At 62.2% G+C, this 18,057-nt stretch carries 13 protein-coding genes and 1 tRNA gene; 11 read left to right on the forward strand and 3 right to left on the reverse strand.

Annotation, left to right across the window (positions count from 1 at the left end; all coding sequences use genetic code 11):
- Positions 1–12 precede the first annotated feature (12 nt).
- The 5 genes from glpE to OH705_RS08590 all read left to right on the forward strand — a co-directional run bounded on the left by glpE (position 13) and on the right by OH705_RS08590 (position 6,664).
- Positions 13–342, forward strand: a complete 330-nt coding sequence (gene glpE / locus OH705_RS08570) for a thiosulfate sulfurtransferase GlpE (RefSeq protein WP_094011470.1) — start codon at positions 13–15, stop codon at positions 340–342.
- 282 nt (positions 343–624) lie between these two features.
- A complete protein-coding gene (locus tag OH705_RS08575; protein ID WP_023629260.1) occupies positions 625–2,547 on the forward strand; it encodes a PrkA family serine protein kinase in 1,923 nt (640 codons plus the stop codon).
- A 125-nt stretch (positions 2,548–2,672) separates the two neighbouring features.
- Positions 2,673–3,944 carry a YeaH/YhbH family protein gene (locus OH705_RS08580; protein ID WP_023629259.1) on the forward strand — a complete coding sequence of 424 codons (1,272 nt, stop codon included), beginning with the start codon at positions 2,673–2,675 and terminating at the stop codon, positions 3,942–3,944.
- A complete protein-coding gene (locus OH705_RS08585) occupies positions 3,941–5,509 on the forward strand; it encodes a SpoVR family protein (RefSeq protein ID WP_023629258.1) in 1,569 nt (522 codons plus the stop codon). The genes OH705_RS08580 and OH705_RS08585 overlap by 4 nt, the downstream gene beginning before the upstream one ends.
- A 60-nt stretch (positions 5,510–5,569) precedes the next feature.
- Positions 5,570–6,664 carry a multifunctional CCA tRNA nucleotidyl transferase/2'3'-cyclic phosphodiesterase/2'nucleotidase/phosphatase gene (locus OH705_RS08590; RefSeq protein WP_267301853.1) on the forward strand — a complete coding sequence of 365 codons (1,095 nt, stop codon included), beginning with the start codon at positions 5,570–5,572 and terminating at the stop codon, positions 6,662–6,664.
- 47 nt (positions 6,665–6,711) lie between these two features.
- Here OH705_RS08590 and folK read toward each other — a convergent pair whose 3' ends face one another.
- Positions 6,712–7,221 carry a 2-amino-4-hydroxy-6-hydroxymethyldihydropteridine diphosphokinase gene (folK, locus tag OH705_RS08595; protein WP_023629256.1) on the reverse strand — a complete coding sequence of 170 codons (510 nt, stop codon included), beginning with the start codon at positions 7,219–7,221 and terminating at the stop codon, positions 6,712–6,714.
- Entirely contained in the window at positions 7,212–7,568 is a 357-nt protein-coding gene (gene folB / locus OH705_RS08600; RefSeq protein WP_023629255.1) for a dihydroneopterin aldolase, read from the reverse strand. The genes folK and folB overlap by 10 nt, the downstream gene beginning before the upstream one ends.
- 74 nt (positions 7,569–7,642) lie before the next feature.
- Here folB and plsY point away from each other — a divergent pair, with 74 nt between their 5' ends.
- A complete protein-coding gene (gene plsY / locus OH705_RS08605; protein WP_023629254.1) occupies positions 7,643–8,212 on the forward strand; it encodes a glycerol-3-phosphate 1-O-acyltransferase PlsY in 570 nt (189 codons plus the stop codon).
- 22 nt (positions 8,213–8,234) lie between these two features.
- Here the strand turns inward: plsY and tsaD are convergent, their stop codons facing one another.
- Positions 8,235–9,260, reverse strand: coding sequence for a tRNA (adenosine(37)-N6)-threonylcarbamoyltransferase complex transferase subunit TsaD (gene tsaD / locus OH705_RS08610; protein ID WP_267301857.1), 1,026 nt, complete (start codon positions 9,258–9,260; stop codon positions 8,235–8,237).
- Positions 9,261–9,465: 205 nt separating this feature from the next.
- Here tsaD and rpsU point away from each other — a divergent pair, with 205 nt between their 5' ends.
- The 5 genes from rpsU (at position 9,466) to OH705_RS08635 (ending at position 17,824) form a co-directional block, all read left to right on the forward strand.
- Complete coding sequence (rpsU, locus tag OH705_RS08615) at positions 9,466–9,681, forward strand: 30S ribosomal protein S21 (protein ID WP_003255575.1); 216 nt, start codon at positions 9,466–9,468, stop codon at positions 9,679–9,681.
- Between the two features lie 278 nt (positions 9,682–9,959).
- The gene (dnaG, locus tag OH705_RS08620; protein WP_267301858.1) at positions 9,960–11,948 is read left to right on the forward strand and encodes a DNA primase; all 1,989 of its coding nucleotides are present in this window, start codon (positions 9,960–9,962) and stop codon (positions 11,946–11,948) included.
- Between the two features lie 67 nt (positions 11,949–12,015).
- Positions 12,016–13,866 (forward strand): RNA polymerase sigma factor RpoD, encoded by a 1,851-nt coding sequence (gene rpoD / locus OH705_RS08625; RefSeq protein ID WP_094011474.1) that lies wholly within the window; start codon positions 12,016–12,018, stop codon positions 13,864–13,866.
- Positions 13,867–13,986: 120 nt separating this feature from the next.
- Entirely contained in the window at positions 13,987–17,730 is a 3,744-nt protein-coding gene (locus OH705_RS08630; protein WP_104444582.1) for an EAL domain-containing protein, read from the forward strand.
- 17 nt (positions 17,731–17,747) lie between these two features.
- Positions 17,748–17,824 (forward strand) — tRNA-Ile (locus OH705_RS08635).
- The last annotated feature ends 233 nt before the right edge of the window (positions 17,825–18,057 follow it).

An 18,057-nucleotide genomic window follows, 5' to 3' on the forward strand; every position in this document is an offset into this window, starting at 1 on the left:
GGAACCGCACCCATGAGCGAATTCAAGCGTATCTCCCCAGAACAAGCCCTCGCCCTGCGTGCCGAAGGTGCGATCGTTGTCGATATCCGCGACCCACAGGCGTTTGCCGCCGGCCATATCGCCGGCGCCACTCATCTGGATAATCACTCGGTAGCCGACTTCATCCGCAGCGCCGACCTGGACGCGCCTACACTGGTAGTCTGCTACCACGGCAATTCCAGCCAGAGTGCCGCCGCTTACCTGGTCGGCCAGGGCTTCTCCAACGTCTACAGCATCGATGGTGGCTTCGAACTGTGGCGTAACACCTACCCGGGGGAAACCGCCCAGGGCAGCGCCGAATAATTTTTTCATTTTTCCTGCAGCCCGCGCTTGGCGCGGGCTAGGGCCCGACCTGACGAACGGTCGTAGGCGTCTTCCCCGCTCCCCGCCCTTGACCTCTCGTATAACCAACTATCCTTAAGCCCAGGCCATCCAAAAAAGGGGAGAGCCGGTACACCGGCGTGCGGGTCATCGGTAGCGTTACAGGGTGTTCTGGGGGGTATACAGCAACCGACAAAACCGGTTGCATGCCAGCATCGGCTGACTGATCCGGCGTCGTCTCCACGTATCGAGCGAGGTGACGTCATGAGCATTTTTAGCCACTTCCAACAACGTTTCGAGTCCACCCGCCAGGAAGAACTTTCGCTGCAGGAGTACCTTGAGCTGTGCAAAGAGGATCGCAGCGCCTATGCCTCGGCGGCCGAGCGGCTGTTGCTGGCCATCGGTGAACCAGAGCTGATCGACACCTCAAGTAACTCCCGGCTGTCGCGGATCTTCTCCAACAAGGTAATCCGCCGCTATCCGGCCTTTGCCGATTTCCATGGCATGGAAGAGTGCATCGACCAGATCGTCTCCTACTTCCGCCACGCCGCTCAGGGCCTGGAAGAGAAGAAGCAGATCCTCTACCTGCTGGGTCCGGTGGGCGGCGGCAAGTCGTCGCTGGCCGAAAAACTCAAGCAATTGATGGAAAAGGTACCGTTCTACGCCATCAAGGGCTCGCCGGTCTTCGAGTCGCCACTCGGGCTGTTCAACGCCACCGAGGACGGTGCGATCCTCGAGGAAGAATTCGGCATTTCACGCCGCTATCTGAACACCATCATGTCGCCCTGGGCCACCAAGCGCCTGCAGGAGTTCGGCGGCGACATCAGCAAGTTTCGGGTGGTAAAGCTCTATCCATCAATCCTCAACCAGATCGCCATCGCCAAGACAGAGCCGGGTGACGAGAACAACCAGGATATTTCTGCCCTGGTCGGCAAGGTGGATATCCGCAAGCTCGAGGAGTTTCCGCAGAACGACGCCGACGCCTACAGCTACTCGGGCGCGTTGTGCCGGGCCAACCAAGGCCTGATGGAATTCGTCGAGATGTTCAAGGCGCCGATCAAGGTGCTTCACCCGCTGCTCACCGCTACCCAGGAGGGCAACTACAACAGTACCGAAGGCCTGGGGGCGATCCCCTACACCGGTATCTTGTTGGCCCACTCCAACGAATCGGAATGGCACACCTTCCGCAACAACAAGAATAACGAAGCGTTCATCGACCGTATCTATATCGTCAAGGTGCCGTACTGCCTTCGCGTCAGCGACGAGATCAAGATCTACGACAAGTTGCTGATCAACAGCTCGCTGGCCAAGGCTCATTGCGCGCCCGACACACTGAAGATGCTCGCCCAGTTCACAGTGCTTTCACGCCTCAAGGAGCCGGAGAACTCCAACATCTACTCGAAGATGCGCGTCTACGACGGCGAGAACCTCAAGGACACCGACCCCAAGGCCAAGTCGATCCAGGAGTACCGCGACTCCGCCGGCGTCGACGAGGGCATGAACGGCCTGTCGACCCGCTTCGCCTTCAAGATCCTCTCCAAGGTATTCAACTTCGATCCGCATGAGATTGCCGCCAACCCGGTGCACCTGCTGTACGTGCTGGAACAGCAGATCGAGCAGGAGCAGTTCCCTGCCGAAGTACGCGAGCGCTACCTGCGCTACCTCAAGGAGTACCTGGCGCCGCGCTACATCGAGTTCATCGGCAAGGAAATCCAGACCGCTTATCTGGAATCCTACAGCGAGTACGGCCAGAACATCTTCGACCGCTACGTGCTGTATGCCGACTTCTGGATCCAGGACCAGGAGTACCGCGACCCGGAGACTGGCGAAATCCTCAACCGTATCGCCCTCAACGAGGAGCTGGAGAAGATCGAGAAGCCGGCCGGTATCAGCAATCCGAAGGACTTCCGCAACGAGATCGTCAACTTCGTGCTGCGCGCCCGTGCCAACAACAATGGCAAGAACCCCAGCTGGCTCAGCTACGAGAAGCTGCGGGTGGTGATCGAGAAGAAAATGTTCTCCAACACCGAAGACCTGCTGCCGGTCATCAGCTTCAACGCCAAGGCCAGCAAGGAAGACCAGCAGAAGCACAACGATTTCGTCACCCGGATGGTGGAACGTGGCTACACCGACAAACAGGTACGCCTGCTGTCGGAATGGTACCTGCGGGTCAGGAAATCGCAGTAAAAGCGGCACGCACCGGCCGCTTGGCGGTGTGCCCCGGCACACCGCTGGCCTGTGGCGGCAGCGATTGCTTTTACTTGCAGCTCGTAGCTTGAAGCTTGCAGCTGTACCCAGCTACCGGAGGGCCCATGAGCTACGTTATCGACCGACGCCTGAACGGCAAGAACAAGAGCACGGTCAACCGCCAGCGCTTCTTGCGGCGTTACCGTGAGCACATCAAGAAAGCCGTCGAAGAGGCCGTGAGCCGCCGCTCCATCATGGACATGGAACACGGCGAGCAGATCAGTATCCCGGGGCGTGACATCGACGAACCGGTGCTGCACCACGGCCGCGGCGGCAAGCAGACCATCGTTCACCCAGGTAACAAGGAGTTCACCGCTGGCGAACACATTGCCCGGCCCCAAGGTGGCGGCGGTGGCGGCGGGCGCGGCAAGGCCGGCAACTCCGGCGAGGGCATGGACGATTTCGTGTTCCAGATCACCCAGGAAGAATTCCTCGAATTCATGTTCGAAGACCTGGAACTGCCCAACCTGGTCAAACGCCACCTTACCGGTGCCGACACCTTCAAGACCGTGCGCGCCGGTATTGCCAACGAGGGCAATCCTTCGCGCATCAACATCGTGCGTACGCTGCGCTCGGCCCACGCCCGCCGTATCGCCCTGACCGGCAGCAGCCGCGCGCTGTTGCGCGAGGCGCAAAAGGAACTGGAACGGCTCAAGGTCGAGGAGCCGGACAACTTCACCGACATCCAGGATACCGAGGCCGAGATCGAGCGCCTCAAGGCGCGCATCAATCGCCTGCCCTTCCTCGACACCTTTGACCTCAAGTACAACCTCCTGGTCAGGCAACCCAACCCCAGCTCCAAGGCGGTGATGTTCTGCCTGATGGATGTCTCAGGCTCCATGACACAGGCTACCAAGGACATCGCCAAGCGCTTTTTCATCCTGCTATACCTGTTCCTCAAGCGTAACTACGACCGCATCGAGGTGGTGTTCATCCGTCACCACACCAGCGCCCGCGAAGTGGACGAGGAAGAGTTCTTCTACTCCCGCGAGACCGGCGGCACCATCGTCTCCAGCGCGCTCAAGCTGATGCAGGAAGTCATGGCCGAGCGCTACCCGGCCAGCGACTGGAACATCTATGCCGCCCAGGCATCGGACGGTGACAACTGGAACGACGATTCGCCGATCTGCCGCGACATCCTCGCCAACCAGATCATGCCGCATGTGCAGTACTACACTTACGTCGAGATCACCCCACGCGAACACCAGGCGCTGTGGTATGAGTACGAGCGCATCGGCGAAGCATTTCCCGACACCTTCGCCCAGCAGCAGTTGGTATCGGCCGGCGATATCTACCCGGTCTTCCGTGAACTCTTCCAGCGCAGGTTAGCCACATGACCGCCAGAGAGCAGAGACGCCAACCCATTTCCACCGGCTCCGAATGGACGTTCGAGCTGATCCAGACGTACGACCGCGAGATCAGTCGCCTGGCCGCCCGCTACGCCCTGGATACCTACCCCAACCAGATCGAAGTCATCACCGCCGAACAGATGATGGACGCCTACGCCTCGGTGGGCATGCCACTGGGCTATCACCACTGGTCCTACGGCAAACAGTTCCTCAGCACCGAGAAGTCCTATAGTCGGGGCCAGATGGGCCTGGCGTACGAGATCGTTATCAATTCCGATCCGTGCATCGCCTACCTGATGGAAGAAAACACCATGTGCATGCAGGCACTGGTGATCGCCCACGCCTGCTATGGCCACAACAGTTTCTTCAAGGGCAACTACCTGTTTCGCACCTGGACCGACGCCAGTTCGATCATCGACTACCTGGTGTTCGCCAAGCAGTACATTGCCCAGTGCGAGGAGCGTCATGGCATCGACGCCGTCGAGGACCTGATCGACTCCTGTCATGCGCTGATGAACTATGGCGTGGATCGCTACAAACGCCCCTACCCCATCTCCGCCGAAGAAGAACGGCGCCGGCAGAAGGAGCGTGAAGAGCACCTGCAACGACAGATCAATGACCTCTGGCGGACCATTCCCAAAGGCGTGGAAAAAGGCGGCGACAGGGACGATGCGCGATTCCCCGCCGAGCCCCAGGAGAACATTCTCTACTTCATCGAGAAGCACGCCCCGCTGCTCGAACCCTGGCAGCGCGAGGTGGTGCGCATCGTGCGCAAGATCGCCCAGTACTTCTATCCACAACGCCAGACCCAAGTGATGAACGAAGGTTGGGCGACCTTCTGGCACTACACGCTGATGAACGACCTCTATGACGAGGGCCTGATCACCGAGGGCTTCATGATGGAGTTCCTCCAGTCTCATACCAGCGTGGTGTTCCAGCCTGGCTTCGACAGCCCCTACTACAGCGGCATCAACCCGTACGCCCTTGGCTTTGCGATGTACACCGACATCCGTCGCATGTGCGAGGCCCCCACCGAGGAAGATCGCCGCTGGTTCCCGGATATCGCCGGCAGTGACTGGCTTTCGACCATCAAGTTCGCCATGAGCAGCTTCAAGGACGAAAGCTTCATCCTGCAGTACCTGTCGCCCAAGGTGATGCGCGACCTCAAGCTGTTCAGCATCCTCGACGATGACCAGCGTGACGACCTGCTGGTCCCGGCAATCCATGACGAAGCCGGCTACCGCACCATCCGCGAGCAACTGGCCGCCCAGTACAACCTGGGCAACCGTGAACCCAACGTGCAGATCTGGAGCATTGATCGCCGCGGCGACCGCTCGCTCACCCTGCGCCACCAGCAGCACAACCGCAAACCCCTGGGTGATTCCACCGAAGAGGTGCTCAAGCACCTGCACCGCCTGTGGGGCTTCGATATCCACCTGGAAACCGTTCAGGGCGACCAGGTGATGAAGACCCACCACATGCCGCCACGGGGCGAGCACAGCGAGGCCGGCGACTACGGGCGCATGGACCTGGCCGTGGTGCACCACCTCTAGCGGCAGCCCACCTCCATTGCCGTCGACAAGGTATCCTGTCGCCAGTAATGGAGGTTTCACATGCAGATCTACAAGGTTGGCGGCGCCGTGCGCGACCGTCTGCTCGGCCGTCCGGTCAGCGACGTCGACTGGCTGGTGGTCGGCGCCACGGTCGAACAAATGCAGGCCGAGGGCTTTCGTCCGGTCGGTGCCGATTTTCCGGTATTCCTTCACCCCAGGACGGGCGAGGAATATGCCCTGGCCCGTACCGAACGCAAGAGCGGGCGCGGGTATGGTGGTTTTACCTTCCACGCGAGCCCCGAAATCACCCTCGAGGAGGATCTGGTTCGTCGCGACCTGACCATCAATGCCATGGCAGAGGACGAGCACGGCAACCTGCACGATCCCTACCATGGCAAGGCAGATCTCGAGCAGCGCCTCCTGCGCCATGTTTCTCCGGCATTCGCCGAAGATCCCCTGCGGGTGCTGCGCGTTGCCCGCTTTGCCGCGCGCTACGCGCCCCTGGGCTTTCGTGTAGCCGATGAGACTTTGCAGTTGATGCGCCAGATCGCCGAATCAGGCGAACTGCAGGCGTTGACCGCCGAGCGCAGCTGGAAGGAGATCGAGCGCGCATTGATGGAAAGCGAGCCGCAGGTGTTCATTGAGGTGCTGCGCAGCTGCGGCGGGCTGAGCGAGCTGATGCCCGAGCTTGAGGGCGCCAGTACACTGGCCGCGCTGCACCAGGCGGCAAGGCACCAGCAGCCGCTGGCGGTGCGCTGGGCGTGCCTGCTACGTGGGCTGCAGCCTGCCGCGCTCAAGGCGCTGAACCAGCGCTTCAAGGCCCCGCGTGAATGCCAGGAACTGGCGATGCTGGTGGGGGAGTTTGCCGAGCGAGCGGACCAGGCTCCGCAGCTGGAACCTGCAAGCCTGCTGGAGATGCTGCAGAAGTTTGATGTGTACCGACGGCCGCAGCGCTTCGAGGACTTCATCGCCGCCTGCGAGATGGCGGCGCTGGGTTCAGAGTATCCACAAGGCGAGTATTTGCGCGGGGCCGCTGAAGCTGCACGCGCCGTGGATGTCAAGCCGTTGCTTGAAGCCGGGCTTGCCGGCCAGGGCCTGGGTGAAGCGCTCAAAGGTGAGCGACTGAAGGCGCTCGAAGCCTACAAGGCTGCTTGATCTGCCCGGCCTCTTCGCAGGTAGAACCGCGAAGAGGCCGGGGCAGGCTAAGCGGGGGTCAACTGCAACCCGCGCCATTCGAACGGTACCGGCGCCAGTACCTGCTCGATGCGCGCTTCCCGCCACAACTGCCCCATGGACCTGCCCTCGCCCGGATGCACCAACTCCGGGGCCAGCAAGGACAGCGGCCAGAGCACGAAGGCGTTCTTCAGGATCTCCGCGCGCGGCAGCACCAGGCCATCGAAGGTCCCGCACAGGTCATCGAACATCAGTACGTCGATATCCAGTGGCAGCCCCTTGCGGTCCGGCGCGTAGCGGCCATTGTCGGCCTCGATGAACTTGAGCCGGCGATCGAGTTCCAGCAGCGGCAGTTCGGTGCGCCCGCGCACCACCAGGTTGTAGAACGGGCCACTCTTGATCCCCACGGCCTGGCTCTCGAACACCGCGGAACACTGCATGTCTTTGAGGATGCCGGCGAGGGCATCGAGCCCGGCGCACAAGTGCCGCTCACGCTCGATGTTGCTGCCCAGCCCAAGGTATACCGTGCTCAGAGACATCCGCGCTCGATCTCCACGCCAACACCACCACGGGCCGCCGGTACCGCGCCCGGCTTGGTGAGTTTCAGGCGCATCCAGGGAATTTTGAATTCCGCCATCAACACCGCGACCAAGCGCTCGGCGAAGGTCTCGACCAGCTCGAAACGGGCCTGTTCGGCGAACGCCTGGATACGTGCCGAGACACTGGCATAGTCCAGTGCCAGCGACAGGTCGTCACCGGCCGCCGCCGGACGGTTGTCCCAGGCGAAGCTCAGGTCCAGGCGCAGGCACTGGCGAATATCCCGCTCCCAGTCATAGGCGCCGATCACGGTATCGACTTCCAGGCCTTCGATGAACACTCTGTCCAAGCACTTCTCTCCACAGCACGACAAGGGCGACGGGCGCCGTTAGAATCAGGGCGTCCTCGCCCGGAATAGTTAGCATGTTTTGGTCACTGGCGCTGCTTGCCTACCTGCTCGGCTCTCTGTCCTTCGCCATTGTCCTGAGCCGCCTCAGTGGCAGCCCCGACCCGCGCTCCAGCGGTTCCGGCAATGCCGGCGCCACCAACATGCTACGCCTGGCGGGCCGCAAACTGGCGATCCTGACGCTGCTCGGCGACCTGTGCAAGGGCATGTTGCCTGTGCTGCTTGCTCGCCTGGCCGGACTCGACCAGCAAGAGCAGGCCTGGGTGGGCATCTGCGCAGTGCTCGGTCACCTGTTCCCAGTGTACTTCCGCTTTAAAGGCGGCAAAGGGGTGGCCACCGCCGCCGGCATGCTGATGGCGCTGTACTTTCCAGCGGCCCTGCTGGCCATTGGCGCCTGGCTGCTGACCTTCTACCTGACCCGCACCAGTTCGCTCGCGGCGCTGATCGCCACACCACTGACCTTGCCTTTGCTGGCTTGGCGCGAGCCCGAAGCCCTGCTGCCGATGACCGTGTTGACGGTGCTGATCGTCTGGCGCCACCGCAGCAACCTGCGTGACCTGTTCGCCGGGCGCGAACGCCACTTCTGAGCATCCACAGGCCCAGCCCACCTCATACAGCCGGCAGTTGCTCCATCGGCCAGCGCGCCTGCACGCTGATCGCCAGGTCCTGCTGCTGCCCGGCCAACAGACGCTGGCAACCGGCATAGGCGATCATCGCACCGTTGTCGGTGCAGAAACGTGGGCGGGCGTAGTAGACGTTGCCCTTGATGCTGGTCAGCATCTCTTCCAACGAAACACGCAAGGCCTTGTTGGCGCTCACGCCGCCGGCGATGACCAGGCGCTTGAGGCCGGTCTGCTTGAGGGCGCGCTTGCACTTGATGGTCAGAGTTTCCACCACCGCCTGCTGGAACGCCAGCGACACGTCGCAACGGGTTTGCTCTTTGTCGTCCCCGGCATCGCGGCATTGCTGCCAGGTATTCAGGGCAAAGGTCTTGAGGCCGCTGAAGCTGAACTGCAGGCCGGGGCGGTCGCACATCGGCCGCGGGAACACGAAGCGCCCGGGCGTGCCTTGTTCGGCCAGGCGGGCGATCTCCGGGCCACCCGGATAATTGAGGCCGATCAGCTTGGCGGTCTTGTCGAACGCCTCGCCGGCGGCGTCGTCGAGGCTCTCGCCCAGCAGTTCGTACTGGCCGATGCCATCGACCCGCACCAGCTGGGTATGGCCACCTGAAACCAACAAAGCGACGAACGGAAACTGCGGCGGTTGCTCTTCGAGCATCGGCGCCAGCAGATGGCCCTCCATATGGTGCACACCGATCGCCGGAATATCCCAGGCGAACGCCAGTGCCTGGGCGCAAGAGGCGCCCACCAGCAGCGCGCCGACCAGGCCCGGGCCCGCAGTATAGGCGATGGCGTCGATCTCGGTGGCGACGCAGTCGGCCTCCTGCAGCACCTGGCGAATCAGGGGCAACATGCGTTTGACGTGATCGCGCGAGGCGAGCTCGGGCACCACGCCGCCATAGACGCGGTGCAGGTCGATCTGGCTGAACAGCGCGTCGGCCAGCAGGCCGCGTTCACTGTCATATAATGCGACGCCAGTTTCGTCGCAGGATGTTTCCAATCCCAGTACTAGCATGGGTCCGTGCCTTGTGGAGGCTGAATTCGAAGGCGCGCATGATAGTCTCCGTGCCCGGTGCCGACCAGCGGTTTTCGATCAGAGGCTTTGCATTCCGGCCAGCTAAGGGTTAACATCCGCAACCCTTGAAAACCGACGTTCTCCAGCACACCTTATGTTTTGCCAGGAGCACGTCTACCCCGGTAATGAATTAAGGTAGCCCTGGATGCCAGCCGTCAAAGTTAAAGAGAACGAACCCTTCGACGTAGCTCTGCGTCGTTTCAAGCGCTCCTGCGAAAAAGCCGGTGTACTGGCTGAAGTTCGTAGCCGCGAGTTTTACGAGAAGCCGACCGCCGAGCGTAAGCGCAAAGCCGCTGCCGCTGTTAAGCGTCACGCGAAGAAAGTTCAGCGCGAACAGCGCCGCGCCGTTCGTCTGTACTAAGTACAGCCGTTCTACGCAAAGCTTCTGCCATGCCCGGCCTCGTGCCGGGCTTATGGTAGCGGTTGCTTGAAACCCTTGGCCATGCGCCTGGGGTGCCCCGGCAAAAGCCATGGGCAACCTGCCTCAACGCGTCAGAACTGGTCTTTGGCCAGGCGTGCACGTCTTTTCTGACGAGCCTTCACCGGCTACCGACGAGCACACACCTCTTCCTGCGACACCCCACGCCAAACCCGCGCACAAGCGTTTAGACTTGCCAGTTGCCAGATGACGAGGCTGCCATGGCCGGGCTGATTCCCCAGAGCTTTATCGATGACCTTCTCAACCGCACCGACATCGTCGATGTGGTGAGTTCGCGCATCCAGCTGAAAAAGACCGGCAAGAATCTTTCCGCCTGCTGCCCCTTCCACAAGGAAAAGAGCCCCTCCTTCACTGTCAGCCCCGACAAGCAGTTCTACTATTGCTTCGGTTGCGGCGCTGGGGGTAACGCCCTCGGCTTTGTCATGGACCACGATAACCTGGACTTCCCCCAGGCAGTCGAGGAGCTGGCCCGCGCGGCCGGCATGGAAGTCCCCCGCGAGGAAGGCCGCCGCGGGCAGAAGCCGCGCCAGCCGACAGACTCGCCGCTGTACCCCTTGCTCGAGGCGGCCAGCGAGTTCTATCGCCAGGCCCTGCGCAGCCACGCCACCCGCAAGGCGGCAGTGGAGTATCTCAAGGGGCGCGGCCTGTCCGGCGAGATCGCCCGCGACTTTGGCCTGGGCTTCGCGCCGCCGGGCTGGGACAACCTGCTCAAGCACCTGGGTGCCGACTCGCTGCAACAGAAAGTGATGATCGACGCCGGCCTGCTGATCGAGAACGCCGAAAGCGGCAAGCGCTATGACCGCTTCCGCGACCGAGTGATGTTCCCGATCCGCGACAGCCGCGGCCGGGTCATCGCCTTCGGCGGCCGGGTACTGGGCGACGACAAGCCCAAATACCTGAACTCCCCGGAAACCCCGGTGTTCCACAAGGGCCAGGAGCTGTACGGCCTGTATGAGGCACGCAAGCACAACCGCAACCTCGACGAGATCATCGTCGTCGAAGGCTACATGGACGTCATCGCCCTGGCCCAGCAGGGCTTGCGCAACGCCGTGGCCACCCTCGGCACGTCCACCAGCGAGGAACACCTCAAGCGCCTGTTCCGCGTGGTACCAAGCGTGCTGTTCTGTTTCGACGGCGATCAGGCCGGCCGGAAGGCCGCCTGGCGTGCCCTGGAGGCGACCCTGTCGAGCCTGCAGGACGGTCGCCGCGCACGCTTCCTGTTCCTGCCCGAAGGCGAAGACCCGGACAGCCTGGTGCGCGCCGAAGGCACCGATGCCTTCCAGGCCCGCATCAACCAGCATGCCCAGCCACTGGCCGATTATTTCTTCGAGCAGTTGAGCAACGAGGCCGACCCGCGCTCACTGGAAGGCAAGGCGCACATGGTGACGCTGGCCGCACCGCTGATCGAAAAGGTCCCGGGCGCCAACCTGCGCCAACTGATGCGCAACCGCCTGAAAGACATCACCGGCCTCGACCCGCAGCAGATGGAGCAACTGGCCCAGAGCGCGCCAGCACCCAGCGCGCCTGATTACGACCCCGGTTACGACTACGACGCCATGGCAAGCTACGTGCCTGACCATGGCGACATGCACTACCAGCCCGACTACTCGGCGCCACAACAGGAGCAACGCCCCTGGACGCCGAACAAAGGTGGCGGCAAGAAGCAGTGGGACGCCAAACCCTGGGATAAGAAAGGTGGCAAGCCATGGCAGCGCGATGGCCAGCGCGGCGAAGCGCCGCCACGGGTGCCCGCGCCAGTGGAACCACCGACGCTCTCGGCCCTGCGCACCTTGCTGCATCACCCGCTGCTGGCCGGCAAGGTCGAGGATGCCAGCCACTTCGCCGACGAAGAGCAACTGTACAGCCAGTTGCTGGTAGCCCTCATCGAGGCCGCGCAGAAGAATCCTAAGCTAAGCTCAATGCAGCTGATCGCACGCTGGCACGGGACCGAACAGGGTCGCCTGCTGCGCGCCCTGGCGGAAAAGGAATGGTTGATCGATGCCGACAACCTTGAACAACAGTTTTTCGACACTATAACTAGCTTGTCCGCTCGCCAGCGCGAGCGCAGCCTGGAACATCTGCTCAGGAAAGCGCGTCTAAGTGAACTGAGTACAGAGGAAAAATCTCAGCTGCTTACCCTGCTGAGCCGTAATGTTCCCGCACAAAACCCGACCTCATCTGGCGCGTGAGGTCCATGCTCGGGTATAATCCTCGGCTTGTTTTTTGCCCGCCAAGACCTTCAGTGGATAGGGTGTTATGTCCGGAAAAGCGCAACAGCAATCTCGTATCAAAGAGTTGATCACCCGCGGTCGTGAGCAGGGTTACCTGACTTACGCGGAGGTCAACGACCACCTGCCAGAGGATATTTCAGATCCGGAGCAGGTGGAAGACATCATCCGCATGATCAACGACATGGGGATCAACGTATTCGAGAGTGCTCCGGATGCGGATGCCCTGTTGTTGGCGGAAGCCGACACTGACGAGGCCGCAGCCGAAGAGGCCGCCGCCGCATTGGCGGCTGTCGAGACCGATATCGGCCGCACGACCGACCCGGTGCGCATGTACATGCGCGAAATGGGTACCGTCGAGCTGCTGACCCGCGAAGGCGAGATCGAAATCGCCAAGCGTATCGAGGAAGGCATCCGTGAAGTCATGGGCGCCATCGCTCACTTCCCGGGTACTGTCGACTACATCCTCGGCGAATACGACCGTGTCACCTCCGAAGGCGGCCGTCTTTCCGACGTCCTCAGCGGTTACATCGACCCTGACGACAACATCGCCGCACCGACCGAAGAAGTACCAATCCCGGGTGCCAAGGCCGCTGCCGCGAAGGAAGAAAGCGACGAAGAAGACGAAGAAAACGCCGATGGCGACGACGAGGAAGAGGCCGAAAGCGGTCCGGATCCGGTCGTTGCCGCCCAGCGTTTTGGTGCAGTCAAGGATCAGCTGGTCGATACCCTCAAAGTGCTGAAGAAACACGGTCGAGGCCATAAAGACAGCATCAGCGCCATGCAGGCGCTGGCCGACCTGTTCATGCCGATCAAGCTGGTGCCCAAGCAGTTCGACGTTCTGGTTGAGCGCGTACGCAGTGCCCTGGATCGCTTGCGCCAGCAAGAACGTGCCATCATGCAACTGTGCGTGCGTGACGCGCGCATGCCGCGTGCCGACTTCCTGCGCCTGTTCCCGAGCAACGAGACCGACCAGACCTGGTCCGGTGACCTGGCCAAACGCAACACCAAATGGGCCGCCGCCCTGGGTGAGAAAAACGCCGCCATCGTCGCTTGCCAGCAAAAACTGATCGACCTCGAGAGCGAGACCGGCCTGACCGTCGCCGAGATCAAGGACGTCAACCGCCGCATGTCCATCGGTGAAGCCAAGGCTCGCCGCGCCAAGAAGGAAATGGTCGAGGCGAACCTGCGTCTGGTGATCTCGATCGCCAAGAAGTACACCAACCGCGGCCTGCAGTTCCTCGATCTGATCCAGGAAGGCAACATCGGCCTGATGAAGGCGGTGGACAAGTTCGAATACCGTCGCGGCTACAAGTTCTCGACCTACGCCACCTGGTGGATCCGCCAGGCGATCACCCGCTCGATCGCCGACCAGGCGCGCACCATCCGTATCCCGGTGCACATGATCGAGACGATCAACAAGCTCAACCGTATTTCCCGCCAGATGCTGCAGGAAATGGGTCGCGAACCGACCCCGGAAGAGCTGGGCGAGCGCATGGAGATGCCTGAGGACAAGATCCGCAAGGTCCTGAAGATCGCCAAAGAGCCGATCTCCATGGAAACCCCGATCGGTGACGACGAAGATTCGCACCTGGGCGACTTCATCGAGGACTCCACCATGCAGTCCCCGATCGACGTGGCCACGGTCGAAAGCCTCAAGGAAGCGACCCGTGACGTGCTCTCGGGCCTGACCGCACGCGAAGCCAAGGTGCTGCGCATGCGTTTCGGCATCGACATGAACACCGACCACACCCTCGAAGAAGTCGGCAAGCAGTTCGACGTGACCCGTGAGCGGATCCGTCAGATCGAAGCCAAGGCGCTGCGCAAGCTGCGCCACCCGACGCGAAGCGAGCACTTGCGCTCCTTCCTCGACGAGTAAAGAAAAACCCCGGCCCAGGCCGGGGTTTTTCTTATGTGACAGAAGGTCGTGGCCCCTGTCTACCCAGCGGGCGGCAAGCCCGTCTACACTCGAATCAGACCCCCTGATCGAGAGGCCGCTATGCCCCTGATGCCGGCCTTCCTGTTGCTGATCCTGCTCGCCTGGAACACAACGGCCGGCGCCCTGACCCTGACCGACGAGGAACAAGCCTGGCTCAGCGCCCACCAGCAGCTGCGCCTGGGCGTCGATGCTTCATGGCCGCCGTTCGAATTCCGCGACCAGGAAGGTCGCTACCAGGGATTGGCCGCCGATTACATCGCTTTGATCCAGGAACGCCTGGGGATAACCCTCAAGCCGATCGAGCCCAGCAGTTGGACCGAAGTCCTGGCACAGGCACGTAGCAACCAGCTCGACCTGCTCCCCGGAATCATGTCCACCCCGGAACGGCAAGCCTACCTGGCCTTCACCCGTCCTTACCTGGACTTCCCGATCGTCATCCTCGCCCACTCCGGCGGCGCGCAACCGCGCAACCTCAAGGACCTCTATGGCCTGAAGATCGCCGTAGTGGAGAACTATGCCCCTCATGAGCTGCTGCGCACCCACCACCCGGACCTCAACCTGGTGGCCATGCCCAATGTCAGCTCCGCCTTGCAGGCCCTGGCTACTGATGAGGTAGACGCCGTGGTCGGCGACCTCGCTTCGAGCATCTGGAGCCTTCGCCAACTCAAGCTGGATGGTTTGTATGTAAGCGGTGAAACGCCATACCGCTACCAGCTGGCCATGGCCGTGCCGCGGGAACAGAAGATGCTCGTTGGCATCCTCGACAAGGTCATCGCCGACATGAGCAGTAGCGAAGTCAGCCACATACAGCAGCGCTGGGTAGGCAACGTCGTCGACCAAAGGACTTTCTGGCACGACGTGCTGCTCTACGGCCTGCCGGCCATGCTGGTGCTCATGGCGATTCTGGCAGTGGTGATCCGTATCAACCGCCGGCTGAGCTCGGAGATTTCCCGGCGCATCGCCCTGGAACAGGAACTGCGCAGCAGCGAGTACCACTACCGCGGCCTGATCGAGAGCCTGTCAGCGGTGGCCTGGGAAGCCGATGCCAACGACTTCAGCTACAGCTATGTATCGCCGCACGCCGAGGACCTGCTCGGCTACCCGACGGGAGAATGGCTCAAGCCGGGCTTCTGGCGCAGCATCCTGCACCCGGAAGATGCCCTGTGGGCGCAGGCCTACTGCGACAGCGAAACAGCCGCCGGGCGCGACCACAGCCTCGATTACCGAGTGATCCGCGCCGACGGCCATACGCTATGGGTACGCAACATCGTCAGCATGATCGAACACGGCCACAAGTCGCTGATGCGTGGGTTGATGATCGACATCAGCGAAACCAAGCACACCGAAGATGCCCTGCGCCTGTCGGAGCAGAAGTTCGCCTCGGTGTTCCAGCAGTGCCCGGACATCCTGATCATCGCCCGACACAGCGACGGCTGCCTGCTGGAGGTCAACGAAGCCTTCGAGGAACTGATCGGCCTGAGCCCGGCGCAAGTGATCGGCCGCACCGCCACCGAGCTCGGCCTGTGGGGCGTGGCCGGTACCGGCCCGGCCCTGCTCGAACGCCTGCATCGCGGCGGCATCCGCAACCTGGAAATGACCTTCCGCCGCAACAACGGCGAGTTGTTCACCGGGCTGACCTCGGCCGAGACCTTCGACCTCGACGGCATGCCGGCGCTGGTGGTGGCGATCCGCGATATCAGTCAGTTAAAGGAAACCCAGCAGCAACTGCAGACCTCCGAGGAGAAGTTCGCCAAGGCCTTCCATGCCTCACCCGATGGCCTGTTGCTGTCACGCCAGAGCGATGGCCTGCTGCTGGAGGTCAACGAAGGCTTCTGCCGCCTCACCGGCTACGACATCAGCCCAACGGTTGACCAGACCTCGCTGGACCTGGGTATCTGGGTCGACCTCAACGAGCGCCAGCGCCTGGTCGATCAACTGCAGCGTGACGGTTTCGTGCGCGATTTCAGTTGCCACATCCGCCGCAGCGACGGCCAGATCCGCCTCTGCGAACTGTCCGCCCGACCACTGCCCATTGGCGGCGTCGACTGCATGCTGACCATCGCCCGCGATATCACCGAACGCCACCTGATGCAGGAGAAACTGCAACTCGCCGCCACGGTGTTCGAGAACACCGCCGAAGGCGTGCTGATCACCGACACCGACCAGCGCATTAGCGCAGTCAACCGCGCGTTCAGCGAAATCACCGGCTACAGCGAAATCGAAGCCCTCGGCCAGACCCCGCGCCTGCTCGCCTCCGGCCAACATGACAGCGCCTTCTACGTCGCCATGTGGCACCAGTTGACCGCCGAAGGTCACTGGCAGGGGGAAATCTACAACAAGCGCAAGAACGGCGAACTCTACCCCGGCTGGCTGACCATCAGCGCCGTGCGCAACCACGAACGCGAGATCACCCACTTCGTCGCCGTGTTCGCCGACATTTCCAGTCTGAAGCACGCCCAGGCCAAGCTCGACTACCAGGCCCACCACGACCCGCTGACCGGCCTGCCCAATCGCGCCCTGTTCGAAAGCCGCCTGCAGGCCGCACTCAGTTGCGCCCAGGTCTCCAACCGCCAGGGCGCGGTGCTGTTCCTCGACCTCGACCGCTTCAAGCACATCAACGACAGCCTCGGGCACCCGGTGGGCGACCTGTTGCTCAAGGGTATCGCCCAGCGCCTCAAGGAGCAGGTGCGTGATGTCGACACCGTGGCCCGCCTGGGCGGCGACGAATTCATCATCCTGCTGCCCGGCCTGCACAAGCCCAGCGATGCCAGCGCCATCGCCAACAAGTTGCTGGCCGGCTTCCACGCACCGTTCCAGGCCGGCGAGCACGAGTTCTTCACCAGTGCCAGCATCGGCATCAGCCTATACCCACAAGACGGCACCGATGTCGCCAACCTAATCCGCAACGCCGACGCCGCCATGTACCGCTCCAAAGCCAAGGGCCGCAACCGGGTCGAGGCCTACACTCGCGAACTGACCACCCAGGCCAGCGAGCGCATTGCCTTGGAGCACGAACTGCGCCGCGCCATCGAGCGCAACGAGCTGAGCCTGTGCTACCAGCCCAAGTTCAGCCTCAAGACCCAGAGCCTGGTGGGCGCCGAGGCCCTGATTCGCTGGACCCATCCAACCTTCGGCGACGTGCCCCCCGAGCAGTTCATTCACCTGGCCGAGGAGAACGGCACCATTCTCCAGCTTGGCGACTGGGTACTTGAACAGGCCTGCCGGCAGATGCACAGCTGGAAGAAGACCTACCACGCCTTCGGCCCGCTCTCGATCAACCTCGCCGGAGCCCAGCTGCGCCAGCCCAACCTGGCCCGGCGCATCGAGCAACTGCTGCGCAACTACCAGCTCAAGGCGGGCGATCTGCAGCTGGAGATCACCGAAAACTTCATCATGAGCCAGGCCGAGGAAGCCCTGAGCGTGCTCCATCAGCTCAAGCAGCTGGGCGTGCAGCTGGCCATCGACGACTTCGGCACCGGCTACTCCTCGCTCAGCTACCTCAAGCGCCTGCCGCTGGACATCCTCAAGATCGACCAGTCGTTCATCCGCGGCCTGCCCGACGATCCCCACGACGCCGCCATCGCCCGCGCGATCATCGCCCTGGGCCGCAGCATGCAATTGACGATCATTGCCGAAGGCGTGGAGAACCAGGCGCAGCAGCGCTTCCTCGCCGCCGAAGGCTGCGAGCAGATTCAGGGCTATATCGTCAGCCTGCCCCTGCCGCCGGACGAATTCGCGGCGACCTTTCTTCGCATAGCACAAACGGATCTTTCGGATGGCACGCTATCGAAACCCTCGTTATAATCCAGCGCTCCTGCTGAGGGCCTATAGCTCAGTCGGTTAGAGCAGAGGACTCATAATCCTTTGGTCCACGGTTCGAGTCCGTGTGGGCCCACCACCTTCAAAGCCGCGCACTGCGCGGCTTTGCGCTTTCTACGGTCGTGGCACCCGGATCAGTCCTTTGGTCCAAAGGTACGAAAACGGTACAGCGCTGGCACGCCAGCCTACCTTTGGAGTCCTTCTCAGATGGCCACGATCGTCAAAACCCTCCCCTGTATCCGGAAAGCCTTCCTCTCCAAAGAAGGCCATCCAACCTCCTTCAAAGCCTTCCGAACCCATTGCCCGGACGCA

Source organism: Pseudomonas sp. BJa3, assembly GCF_026343815.1.
Classification (GTDB): domain Bacteria; phylum Pseudomonadota; class Gammaproteobacteria; order Pseudomonadales; family Pseudomonadaceae; genus Aquipseudomonas; species Aquipseudomonas soli.

Bases quoted from the DNA above. Each gene is read 5' to 3' on its own strand.
- dnaG (WP_267301858.1), top strand. From the start codon at position 9,960: ATGGCCGGGCTGATTCCCCAGAGCTTTATCGATGACCTTCTCAACCGC.
- folK (WP_023629256.1), bottom strand. From the start codon at position 7,221: ATGTCTCTGAGCACGGTATACCTTGGGCTGGGCAGCAACATCGAGCGT.
- plsY (WP_023629254.1), top strand. From the start codon at position 7,643: ATGTTTTGGTCACTGGCGCTGCTTGCCTACCTGCTCGGCTCTCTGTCC.
- OH705_RS08630 (WP_104444582.1), top strand. From the start codon at position 13,987: ATGCCCCTGATGCCGGCCTTCCTGTTGCTGATCCTGCTCGCCTGGAAC.
- OH705_RS08580 (WP_023629259.1), top strand. From the start codon at position 2,673: ATGAGCTACGTTATCGACCGACGCCTGAACGGCAAGAACAAGAGCACG.
- rpsU (WP_003255575.1), top strand. From the start codon at position 9,466: ATGCCAGCCGTCAAAGTTAAAGAGAACGAACCCTTCGACGTAGCTCTG.
- tsaD (WP_267301857.1), bottom strand. From the start codon at position 9,260: ATGCTAGTACTGGGATTGGAAACATCCTGCGACGAAACTGGCGTCGCA.
- rpoD (WP_094011474.1), top strand. From the start codon at position 12,016: ATGTCCGGAAAAGCGCAACAGCAATCTCGTATCAAAGAGTTGATCACC.
- OH705_RS08575 (WP_023629260.1), top strand. From the start codon at position 625: ATGAGCATTTTTAGCCACTTCCAACAACGTTTCGAGTCCACCCGCCAG.
- glpE (WP_094011470.1), top strand. From the start codon at position 13: ATGAGCGAATTCAAGCGTATCTCCCCAGAACAAGCCCTCGCCCTGCGT.
- OH705_RS08590 (WP_267301853.1), top strand. From the start codon at position 5,570: ATGCAGATCTACAAGGTTGGCGGCGCCGTGCGCGACCGTCTGCTCGGC.
- OH705_RS08585 (WP_023629258.1), top strand. From the start codon at position 3,941: ATGACCGCCAGAGAGCAGAGACGCCAACCCATTTCCACCGGCTCCGAA.